Raw genomic sequence first — 11605 nt, forward strand, 5'->3', positions numbered from 1 at the left:
TAGCTGATCGGCTAAAACAGACTTTGCGTAATCAGCAAAGTCTTACTTTAAACCTTAATAATGAATTAAAATTCAATATTATTCAATTTTGAAAGGAGCGTTGTTCATGCCGGAAAAAGAATTAAGAAAAAAGTGATTGGAAAAAATGGCTTATCCAATTCACTTCTTGCTTTAAAAATAGTATTCGATTTGATACCACAAATATTACTTGTATATTTAATTAGTTCTTTAATCACAAACAATATTAACGAAGGTAATTTAAAGTATATATTCTTGGGAATCTTTATATCGTTTGTATTAAAAGGCGTGTTTTACTATTTTGCGACAAAGGTTGCCCATGAAAAAGCCTATGAAAAACTGACAGAACTTAGGTTAGATATTATCGGTCATCTGAAAAAACTAAGTTTAGGATTTTTCAAAGAACATAATACCGGAGAGCTTACCAACATAGTTCAGCATGATGTAGAACAAGTGGAAGTATACCTTGCTCATGGTCTTCCTGAAATAATGTCAGTTACACTTCTGCCTACCATTATTTTTGTAGCTATGATTTTTGTAGACTGGCGTCTTGCTCTTGGAATGATTGCCGGAGTTCCACTTATGTATTTGGTAAAAGTTCTTTCTCAGAAAACAATGGATAAAAACTTTGCGATTTACTTCAATCATGAAAACAGAATGAGAGAAGAGCTAATGGAATATGTAAAAAATATTTCTGTGATTAAGGCTTTTGCTAAAGAAGAGGAAATTAGTGAAAGAACATTAAAAACGGCAAGAGAATATATTTACTGGGTTAAAAAGAGTATGGGAGCAATCACAATTCCAATGGGACTCATTGACATATTTATGGAAATTGGAGTGGTTATTGTCATGATTTTGGGAAGCATATTTCTTTATCATGGAAATATTACAACGCCTAATTTTATCCTTGCCATTATTTTATCGTCTGCTTTTACTGCATCTATAAGTAAGACAGCTACATTGCAACATTTTTCTATTGTGTTTAAGGAAGCATTAAAGGCGATAGGAAAAGTATTAACAGTTCCACTTCCAAATAAAAAGACAGAACAAGGTTTAGAATTTGGAAACATAGAATTTAAAGATGTGAATTTTGCATACGGAAAAGATAGCTTTGAGCTTAAAAATATCAATTTGAATTTTAAGAAAAATAGTTTGAACGCCTTTGTAGGAGCAAGCGGTTGTGGCAAAAGTACCGTATCTAACTTGCTTATGGGATTTTGGGATGCAGATAAAGGACAGATATTGATAAATGGAAAAGACATAAAAGATTATAGCCAAGAAAATATCTCAATGTTGATTGGTAGTGTGCAACAGGAGGTTATCCTTTTTGATTTAAGCATTTTTGAAAATATAGCAATCGGAAAATTAAATGCAAAAAAAGAAGAAGTCATAGAAGCTGCTAAAAAAGCAAGATGCCATGATTTTATTTCAGCATTACCGAATGGATATGAAACACGAGTAGGCGAAATGGGAGTCAAGTTATCCGGTGGAGAAAAACAAAGAATCTCTATTGCAAGAATGATACTGAAAAATGCACCGATTTTAATATTAGATGAAGCAATGGCAGCTGTTGATAGTGAAAATGAAAGACTTATCGGCGAAGCCATTGACGATTTAAGCAAGGATAAAACCATCATTACAATTGCTCATCATCTAAATACGATTAGAGATTCAGACCAAATTATTGTTATGGATAAGGGTGTTGTTCTTGATGCAGGAAGCCATGAAGAGCTGATGAAAAGATGTGATTTTTATAAGGATATGGTTGAAGCACAGAACAAGGTAGATAGATGGAATTTGAAAGAGGTGGTAACAGAAAATGTTTAGAGAAATGTTAAAACTACTTACAAAAACTGGCAAGAGAGATTTGATTATATCAAGTGTATTCTTTGCCCTTTATGGACTAAGCTCCATAGCTATGATTGTGATCGTATTTTCTATACTGTTTCAGATATTTGAGGGGACAAGTTTAGCAAGTTTATATAAAGATTTTATTGCGATTGGATTACTTGTAGTGTTTAAAGGCATTTGTAATATGGCCTCCGATATGAAAAAGCATAGTGCAGGTTTTGATATTGTTCAGCAAATCAGAGAACGCATGATTATCAAATTAAAGAAATTCAGTTTGGGATTTTATACCAATGAACGACTTGGAGAAATCAATACAATTTTACACAAAGATGTTGATAATATGTCCCTTGTTGTAGGACATATGTGGTCAAGAATGTTTGGTGATTTTTTGATAGGCACAGTCGTATTTATTGGTCTTGCAAGTGTTGATTTAAAACTTGCTATTCTAATGGCTGTATCTGTTTCGATTGCTCTTATCTTTCTATATTTGACAATTAAGCAATCTGAAAAAATAGAAAATCAGAACAACTCAGCACTTCTTGATATGGTTAGCCTATTTGTTGAATATGTTAGAGGAATACCTGTAATAAAGAGTTTTTCAAACAATAAGAGCTTAGATCATGAGCTTATGAATAAAACGAAAAAGTTTGGAGAAACAAGCAAAGCAGCTTCAAGATTTAAGGCAAAACAATTATCCATATTTGGGTTTTTACTGGATATTGGATATTTGGTTCTTTTAACCTCTGGAACAATATTTGTTGTAAAGGGAAATCTTGATGTACTTCATTTTATTATCTTTGCGGTAATTTCAAAAGAGTTTTATAAGCCGTTCGCTTCTATGGAACAACACTATATGTATTATGTTTCGGCGGTGGATAGTTACGAAAGACTTTCAAGAATTTTATATGCAGATGTAATCCCGGATAAAGTGGATGGGATTGTTCCGAAAGATAATGATATAGCTTTTGAGAACATTGGTTTTTCCTATGAAAAAGATGAGTTCAAAATGGAAAATTTAAGTTTTGATATTGATGAAAAAACAATGACTGCACTGGTTGGTGAGTCAGGAAGTGGCAAGACGACGATAACTAACCTGTTATTAAGATTTTATGATGTGCAGCAAGGCAAAATTACACTTGGCGGTGTGGATATTAGAGATATTCCTTATGATGAACTTTTGGATTGTATCAGTATTGTCATGCAGAATGTTCAATTGTTTGATAACACGATTGAAGAAAATATCAGAGTAGGTAAAAAAGGAGCTACAAAAGAGGAAATCATTAAAGCTGCAAAGAAAGCAAGAATCCATGATTTTATTATGAGTTTGCCTGAAGGATATGAAACGGATATTGGCGAAAACGGCGGAATATTGTCAGGCGGACAAAGACAGAGAATATCCATTGCAAGAGCGTTTCTAAAAGATGCACCGATTTTAATTCTTGATGAAATGACAAGTAATGTTGATCCTGTCGATGAATCTTTGATACAAGATGCCATTACAGAGCTTGCAAAGGACAGAACTGTTCTTGTGATTGCTCATCATTTAAGAACCATTCAAAAGGCAGATCAAATTCTTGTGTTCCAAAAAGGAAATTTACTTGAAAAAGGAAAACATGGCGAACTTCTTGCAAAAAATGGTTACTACACAAAATTATGGAAAGCTCAGTATGAGGTATAACCATGATTTTGCTAAAAAATGTTTATTATGAATGGGAAGATGGACGAACTGCTTTAAAAAATGTCAATCTTGAAATTAGAAAAGGTGAATTTGTTTTAATTTCAGGGAAAAGTGGAAGTGGTAAAAGCACTCTTGGAAGTGTGATGAATGGTCTTATTCCACATTATTACAAAGGCAAAATGCAAGGGGAAGCCTTTGCGTCCGGAAAAGATATAAGCAAATTATCGCTTCATGAAATAGGGCATATTGTAGGGACTGTATTTCAAGATCCAAGAAGTCAATTTTTTACGACAACGACAGATGAAGAAATAGCTTTTGGGCTTCAAACCATCTGCAAATCAAGAGATGAAATAAAACAGAGAGTAGAAGAAGTATATGCAGAACTGGATATTGAGGAACTGAAAGGAAAATCTGTTTTTGAATTATCAAGCGGACAGAAACAAAAGATAGCTATTGCAAGTATCTATGCGATGAATCCGAAAGTTTTAATTTTAGATGAACCTTCAGCAAATTTGGATATGAAAGCAACATTTGACCTATTTTTAATTTTGGAAAAATTAAAGAAAAAAGGAACAACAGTTGTTCTAATTGAACATCGTTTGTACTATGTAAAATCTTTATTTGACCGTTTTCTTTTGGTGAAAGATGGAGAAATTGCACTGGACTTGAGTCGGGAAGAAGTTATTCATCTTGAAGGGGAGTTTTGGGATGAGAATGGACTAAGAACTCTTGAATTAGAAGAATACAGGATAAGTGAGAAGAAAGATTCATATCAATTAAAGGATGAAAGTATCAGCGGAAAAGACTTGAAATTTTGCTATTCGAATGTAGCTAAGAATGGAAAGAAGCAAAAACAGTACATTTTAAATCATCTTGATTTCAATATGGAGTGCGGAAAAGCCATTGGTCTTATCGGCTTAAATGGTACTGGGAAAACTACCTTTGCAAGAGTGCTTTCAGGACTTGAGAAGATAGAAGAGGGAAAAATATGGGCGAGGAAAGATAAGTCGCTTAATCATAAAGATTTAATGGATATGTCATATTTTGTCTTTCAAGATTCAGACTATCAGTTGTTTTCGGAAAGTGTACTTGATGAAATGCTACTTGGTATTTCAAGTAAAGATAAAAAAGAAAATACTCAAAAGGCAAAGTCTATTTTGAGTGTACTTGGCTTAGACAAATACATTGATAAGCATCCGTTTGCTTTATCAAGAGGAGAAAAACAAAGACTGACAATAGCTTGTGGAATGATGAAACAGGCAAAAGTTTTCATCTATGATGAACCAACATCAGGTTGTGATAAAGACTCAATGCTTTCAGTCGCAAAACTGATTGAAGAACAATTAAAAAAAGGGATAACAGTTTTGGTAATAAGTCATGATTTTGAGTTTTTAGCAAACACAGTGAGTAAGCTCTGGGTAATGGGAGATGGAAAAATAGAAAGTGTTTTGAATATAAGTGAAAGTAATAAATTTCTCATATTAGACAAGATGAGAGGAGGTAGAGAGCTTGTCAGATAGAAAAACAGTCGATCCGAGAATAAAACTTACTCTACTTCCAATTGTTGGATTTACGAGCTTTTTTATAAGCGATACAATTCTACTTTTTGTACTAATTGTTTTTGCCTTTTTTCTATATTTATATAGCGGGATGTGGAAAAGAGCGTTACGCTTTATCTTGTTTTTTGTGCTTTTATACTGCATAGAGTTAGGGCTTGGAAAATTTTGTGAAGCAAGTATTGTATTTGCAATATATATGTTTATTTACTTTGCATCAAGAATGACCTTAATCGCTATGTTTGGTGGATATATAACAAAGACTACAAGTGTAAGTGAAATGCTGGAAGCGTTAAATAGAATGAAGGTGCCAAGAAGCATTGGCATCCCTTTTAGTGTTTTGCTTAGATTTGTACCAACTACAAAAATAGAACTCAAGGCATTAAAAGAGAATATGAAGATTCGAGGAATTGTAACAAGTAGATTTTTCCCGTTGCTACATCCAATTAAATACATTGAATATACACTTGTTCCGCTTTTAATGAGAATGATTAAGATTTCAGATGAATTGTCAGCTTCAGCACTCATTAGAGGACTTGATAGTGATGAGAATAGGGTAACATTAACAGAATTGCGGTTTAGAACAACAGACTTAATGATTGGACTATTAGGAGCTTTGATGATTGCTCTTGTGATAGTAATACAGAGAATTTATTAGGAGGACTTTTATGAAAAACAAATTAAATGGTCGTGATTTTATTACAATCGGAATCTTTAATGCAATTGGAATGGTCATATACATGGCAGCCAGCTTTGCAATGGCAACAACAGTGATTGGAGGCTTTATTGCTTCAGGAGTTAGCTTTATGGTAGCGGCTACCGTTTACATTCTGATGGCTTTGAAAGTTAAAAAGAAGGGCGTGTTTACAATATCAGGAACGCTTCTTGGTTTAATTGCATTGTCGGGAGGACATTTACCTCATGCAGTCTTTGCTGTAATTGGTGGAATTATATGTGATTTGATTATAGGAAATTATGAGAGCAAGGGACGAATGATTATTGGATATGGGACATTTGCATTAGCAGATTTTTTAGGGACAGTCATTCCTGTGATTTTATTCGGAACAGCTTCTTTTGTGGAAAGAGCATCAAAATGGAAAATGAGCGAAGCACAAATAAATGAAGCATTATCTTATTTCAAAGTGTCGTGGGCAGTAGGCTTTGGACTTGCCACTTTTGTTCTTGCTTGCATAGGAGCATTTGTTGCAACAAGGATACTGAAAAAGCATTTTGAAAAGGCAGGCGTGATTTAATAATAAATTTACTTAGGAGGAAAAGTAATGGAGGGATAATCATGTCAAAACTTATAGTTTCGGTTTTCACAGAACGATATAATTATCCTTTTTTATGCTTGGACTTGCTTTTGTATAGCAATATGTCGCCATTACAAACATCCAAATAATCAATATAATAAATTAGTAGTTTTTAAGTTAAGAGGACTTTTTACGCCAAAGTGTAGAAGTCCTCCTTTTTTATTCTCAAAAGCAAAACAGAGAACTTAAAAAGGAGGAACACACAATGGCTAAGAAAGAATATTACCTTTATGTGAAAGGCAAAGCCGTACCTGTAAGCGAAGAAGTCTACAAAGCCTATTGGAAGATAACAGAGCATGAAAAGTATCTCCAAAGAAAAGATTGGAAGCATAATGTTATACCATTTTCGGCACTGGATCATGATGGACACTTTGTAGATAACATCATAGATGAAAAAATAGACTTAGAAAAAATTGTAGAAGTAAAAATGCAAATTGAAGAACTTCATAAAGCATTAAATACTCTTACAAAAGAAGAAAGAGGGCTGATGGAAGTTATCTTCTACAAGGAAAAAAGTCTAAGGTCAATCGGAAAAAAGAAAAAGTAAGTTATCAGGCAATCGGACAAAGGAGGGATAGGATTTTAGAAAAACTAAGAGAGATATTAAAAGATAAAATCTAAAAACTTGGAAAGGTTAAGTGTCAATAAAGCTGCTTAACCTTTCTTTATGGAAATGAATCATAAAAATACGACAAAAAATGTCGGTTTGTATTTTATAAATGTCGCAAACATGATATAATAATCATGCTTGAGGAGGATTGCGATGAACCAATATATTGAATCAGAGACGTTGGAGTTAAAAGAGAAATATACCGATACGATTACAAAGGAAATAGTCTCTTTCCTCAATGGCACAGGAGGAACGATTCTTATCGGCATAAAAGATAATGGTATTGTAATTGGTGTGGATAAAATAGACGAAATTCTTAGAAAAATATCTGATATTATTACAAGCCAAATAGAACCAAATCCACAAGATGAAATCAGCTCGGAACTTAAATTTGACGAAGGAAAAACTCTTATAGTGATTCATATAAATAAAGGGCGGCATCATATTTATTGTCAAAAGAAATATGGATTTTCTTCTGCCGGATGCACAATAAGAATAGGAACAACCTGCAAAGAGATGACACCGGAGCAGATAAAAATCAGATATGAGAAAAAGTTCGTAGATAATGAATACATGCTTAAGAAAAGAGCGAATTCATCTAATCTATCATTTAGAGAACTTAAGATATATTATTCTGAAAAAAATTATCATCTGGAAGATACATCATTTGAAACAAATTTAAATTTAAGGAATGAAACAGGAGAATATAATTTATTGGCAGAATTACTATCGGATAAAAATAATATTCCGTTTATTTTTGTGAAATTTCAAGGAGAAAATAAAGCTTCAATTTCTGAACGAAGTGATTATGGTTATGGATGTATTTTAACTACATATGGAAAAATAAAAAACAGATTGCAAGCTGAAAATATATGCATTTCTGATACGACAGTCAGACCAAGAAAAGACACATATTTATTTGATTTTGATTGTGTTAATGAAGCAATTCTAAATGCTTTAGTTCATAACGATTGGACAATTACAGAGCCACAGATTTCAATGTATCATAACAGGCTTGAAATACTGTCTCACGGTGGACTTCCTAGCGGAATGACAAAGGAACAATTCTTTGGTGGAATAAGTAAACCCAGAAATGCAACATTGATGAGAATATTTTTAAATATGAGGCTTACTGAACATACTGGGCATGGCATTCCAACGATTGTAGAAAAATATGGGAAAGATGTTTTTCAAATTGAAAGCAACTATATTAGATGCACGATTCCCTTTGAAAAAGAAGTAATTGACCAAATAGACAATAAAAATGTCGGTTTGAATGTCGGTTTGAATGTCGCTTTAAACAAGACTGAAAAGAAAGTAATAGGACTTTTGATAGAAAATCCAAGTGTAACATCAGTTGAGCTTGCAGAAATAATAGGTGTAACAAAAAGGACTATCGAAAGAACATTTAAATCTCTGCAAGAAAAAAAGATGGTAGAAAGAATTGGATCAAAGAGAGATGGGAATTGGATTGTGGTTAGGTAAAAATATAGTTTTTGATTCTAGGTATAGAAAGATAATACCATGTACCGGAGCTGAAGAAACTACCACAGGTATGGAGATTATTTCAATGGATACAGATTCTCTGAAGAAGATTATTGAAAATAAAGTTAAGTATAAGTATTTGTATGAAGTATTTGATAAATACCATGAAATGCCGTTAGACACAGTAGATTGGCATGATGGAATGATAAAAGAGGCTACTGAGGAGTATAAGGCATAAAAAATATGAACTTTAAAAAATTAATATATGAATTACACAGAGTGGGAGAAGGGCGAAAATGAAAAAGATAGATCTACATTTACATACACAAAAATGTAAAAAAGGTGATGGAGCGTCGAGAGTAATAGATGCAGAAAAATTCATAGAAAAAATTCAAGAAAATAATGTTGGATTATGTGCGATTACGAATCATAATAAATTTGATATCAATGAATATAATGCGATTTCAAGTAAACCAATAAATTTTATTATTTTTCCGGGCATAGAGTTAGATGTTAGATTTGATGAAAACAAAATAAGGCATATTATCTTAGTGTGCAGTCAAGAGTGTGCAACTGATTTTAAAGACATTTTTTCTAAAGATGACAATAGAAATTATGATGATTATAAACTGGAATATAATGACTTAATACTCAATATTAAAAAATTTAATACAGATAAAATTTTAATTATTCCTCACTTTTTAGATAAAGATAAAGATAGATCAATAAGTATTGAAGAAAAAAATCTTTTGAAAAAAGATTTAGTTGGGTACACAGTTATTCTAGAACCAAAACTAAAAACCATGGGTATAATCAATGCGCATAATGAGATATCTTTAATAGGAAGCGATGTAAAAGATTGGGGGAAATATTCGGAAGATGCAAAAAGATTACCAGAAATGAAATTTGCAATTGATAGCTTCGGTAAATTTTATGAGTTAGCAACATCATCTAATGTGTTTATAAAATCCGTATTGAATCATTGTGAAAAAATGGAAATAGATTTGGATTATAAGAACAAGTTGGATATATATCAGGATGTTAATGTAATTTTTGGTGGCAAGGGTTCAGGAAAGACTGTGTTAATGAAAAATCATATTTTTCCTAAATTAAGTGAAAGTGGGAAAAAGATTTTTATTCACGAAGGAAAAGATTATCAAAAAGTCTATGATGAAATATTGAAAAATAATGAAGATGAAGTTGAAATAGATAGCGTTTTAAAAGACTGTATAATTAATAATTTAGACTCTGTATTAAATTATAAAGAGAGTACTTACACTAATTTTATTGGTAAATATTTGAAGTACTATGAAAATCAAAATGTGTCAAAAAAATGCAAAAAAAAATAAGAAAAACAGATTGTTTGTTTAATAAAAATATATCTCAAACCATCCAAGATGTTTCTATAAAATATAGGGAAAATATTAATTATATCAATAAAGTCAATAATATAAATACAGAGTATAGAAATGATGAAAACGAGCATAAAGAAAATTTATCTGATGAATTATATAAGCTTAAACAAGAAATTTATGAAGATACAATAGAGAAAGCTAAAGCAATATTTTCTGTTTCTAAAACAGGTATAATTATTGAAAATATTAAAGAAATAATAGATAAAAAAACAGGAAAAAAATCTAAACCCAATAATATTGGATTTTCAAAAATGGTTTCTGAGAGACGAGCTATTTTTGAAAAAATCAAAAATATTAATGAGAGTTTAGAGAATATTAAATCATCTAAAAAAATTAAAATTGGAGAATTACCAGATAAGGGGCATATTTATTCCAAAGTGGAAGTGAAAGTAATGGATAAAAATGAAAAATATGTTAAAGGTTCTCCATTTGATAGAAATAAGATTTCTATTAATCGAGGCTTAATAGAAAAAATAGCAGATTTTTCTGTTAAAAATTTGTTGGAAATGAATAAATTATTTTCGATTGATGAGTTACAAAAGTGCGGTGCAGAATATTTTAGTGACTGTGTAAAGAAGTCTTGCATGGTTATTAGAGAAGACGATACTATATATGAACCTTCTGAAGGTGAAAAATCAATTCTATCAATTAGTGGACTGATTGAAAATCTGGCTTTTGATTGTTACTTGTTTGATGAAATAGAACGAGGACTTGGAAATAAATATATATCAGAATATATAATTCCTAAATTAAAGTATTTAAGAGATATAGGAAAAACGGTGGTTTTATCTACGCATAATGCCAATATTGCAATTAATACATTGCCAACACAAACAATATATTGCAACTATGTAGGAGATTCAGAAGCAGAAATATATTTTGCTGGTAATATGTATGCAAATGAACTGGTATCAATTAAAAATGCTGACAATATAATATCGTGGGAAGATGAAGCTATTAAACATTTAGAAGGAAGTGAACACATGTTCAATATAAGGAGAAACATATGGAATCAATAATAATGAAATTCAAAGTAGATAGAAGTGAAAATAATGAAACCGTTAAATTTTTAATACCAGATTTAGAAAATAGCTCAGTTAATATAACTGACAGCAATACGCAAGATATTGAAAATTTATTTAATTTAATCTTTCAGGAAGTAATTAAGAGAAAAAAACTTATAGAATTTGAGCTGGATGATTCAGACAACGATTTATTTAATGAAGTGGCAAATGATATAGTGCTACAAATAAATAGTGAAATCAAAAATGCAGAATCTGATTTTAAAAAAATAATAGAATTAGATAATGCTTAGGAAAGTTTTGTGCTTGCAATATGCTTGCAAAAATTCAGATAAACAGAAATAAAATGGATAATAAGGTTAAATTTGATAATAAAAACCCTGATTTTATGCGGATTATACAAAATGACATCAATGGGCATATCGAATTCGAGTGACAGAAACAAGCATGTTACTGATCGTAAACCCGCATAAATATTGCCGCCCCGTTTGCGAGTGTTTTAGAAATTGAAAATTCCCGACGGATACTATTTTGATACCAAAAAGCTGAAAAAGCGTGTCAAAAAGGGTGTTGCCGAAGTGAGCGAGTTTATGGCCGATGTCCATCGTTCTCAGGCAAGATAGACAAACACAAAAAAGCCTTCCATCATTTTTGGTG

The 11605-nt window shown here is 31.6% G+C and carries 11 protein-coding genes and 1 pseudogene; 11 read left to right on the plus strand and 1 reads right to left on the minus strand.

The features are described 5' to 3' along the window. Nucleotides 1-106 precede the first annotated feature (106 nt). The 11 genes and pseudogenes from HMPREF0721_RS00300 to HMPREF0721_RS00345 all read left to right on the plus strand — a co-directional run bounded on the left by HMPREF0721_RS00300 (nucleotide 107) and on the right by HMPREF0721_RS00345 (nucleotide 11241). A pseudogene (locus HMPREF0721_RS00300) lies at nucleotides 107-1845 on the plus strand (ABC transporter ATP-binding protein). Beyond that, complete coding sequence (locus tag HMPREF0721_RS00305) at nucleotides 1838-3547, plus strand: ABC transporter ATP-binding protein (RefSeq protein WP_006597490.1); 1710 nt, start codon at nucleotides 1838-1840, stop codon at nucleotides 3545-3547. The pseudogene HMPREF0721_RS00300 and the gene HMPREF0721_RS00305 overlap by 8 nt, the downstream one beginning before the upstream one ends. Before the next feature lie 2 nt (nucleotides 3548-3549). After that, nucleotides 3550-5067, plus strand: a complete 1518-nt coding sequence (locus HMPREF0721_RS00310) for an ABC transporter ATP-binding protein (RefSeq protein WP_006597491.1) — start codon at nucleotides 3550-3552, stop codon at nucleotides 5065-5067. Beyond that, a complete protein-coding gene (locus HMPREF0721_RS00315) occupies nucleotides 5057-5761 on the plus strand; it encodes an energy-coupling factor transporter transmembrane component T (RefSeq protein WP_006597492.1) in 705 nt (234 codons plus the stop codon). The genes HMPREF0721_RS00310 and HMPREF0721_RS00315 overlap by 11 nt, the downstream gene beginning before the upstream one ends. Before the next feature lie 10 nt (nucleotides 5762-5771). Continuing rightward, the gene (locus HMPREF0721_RS00320; RefSeq protein WP_006597493.1) at nucleotides 5772-6356 is read left to right on the plus strand and encodes an MptD family putative ECF transporter S component; all 585 of its coding nucleotides are present in this window, start codon (nucleotides 5772-5774) and stop codon (nucleotides 6354-6356) included. A 265-nt stretch (nucleotides 6357-6621) separates the two neighbouring features. After that, nucleotides 6622-6963: a hypothetical protein gene (locus tag HMPREF0721_RS00325; protein WP_006597494.1), complete on the plus strand. Its 342-nt coding sequence runs from the start codon at nucleotides 6622-6624 to the stop codon at nucleotides 6961-6963. 216 nt (nucleotides 6964-7179) lie between these two features. After that, entirely contained in the window at nucleotides 7180-8511 is a 1332-nt protein-coding gene (locus HMPREF0721_RS00330; RefSeq protein ID WP_006597495.1) for an RNA-binding domain-containing protein, read from the plus strand. Beyond that, a complete protein-coding gene (locus HMPREF0721_RS11680) occupies nucleotides 8486-8749 on the plus strand; it encodes a hypothetical protein (protein WP_156788662.1) in 264 nt (87 codons plus the stop codon). Before HMPREF0721_RS00330 ends, HMPREF0721_RS11680 begins: the two co-directional genes overlap by 26 nt. 58 nt (nucleotides 8750-8807) lie before the next feature. Further along, on the plus strand, nucleotides 8808-9860 hold the full coding sequence (locus HMPREF0721_RS00335) for a PHP domain-containing protein (protein ID WP_006597497.1): 1053 nt from the start codon (nucleotides 8808-8810) through the stop codon (nucleotides 9858-9860). After that, nucleotides 9845-10945, plus strand: a complete 1101-nt coding sequence (locus HMPREF0721_RS00340) for an ATP-binding protein (RefSeq protein ID WP_006597498.1) — start codon at nucleotides 9845-9847, stop codon at nucleotides 10943-10945. Before HMPREF0721_RS00335 ends, HMPREF0721_RS00340 begins: the two co-directional genes overlap by 16 nt. Beyond that, the gene (locus HMPREF0721_RS00345; RefSeq protein ID WP_006597499.1) at nucleotides 10933-11241 is read left to right on the plus strand and encodes a hypothetical protein; all 309 of its coding nucleotides are present in this window, start codon (nucleotides 10933-10935) and stop codon (nucleotides 11239-11241) included. Before HMPREF0721_RS00340 ends, HMPREF0721_RS00345 begins: the two co-directional genes overlap by 13 nt. Before the next feature lie 117 nt (nucleotides 11242-11358). Here HMPREF0721_RS00345 and HMPREF0721_RS12220 read toward each other — a convergent pair. Further along, a partial coding sequence (locus HMPREF0721_RS12220; RefSeq protein ID WP_207635227.1) for a hypothetical protein occupies nucleotides 11359-11605 on the minus strand: 247 nt, incomplete at its 5' end.

The sequence above is a fragment of the Pseudoramibacter alactolyticus ATCC 23263 genome (assembly GCF_000185505.1).
Taxonomy (GTDB): domain Bacteria; phylum Bacillota; class Clostridia; order Eubacteriales; family Eubacteriaceae; genus Pseudoramibacter; species Pseudoramibacter alactolyticus.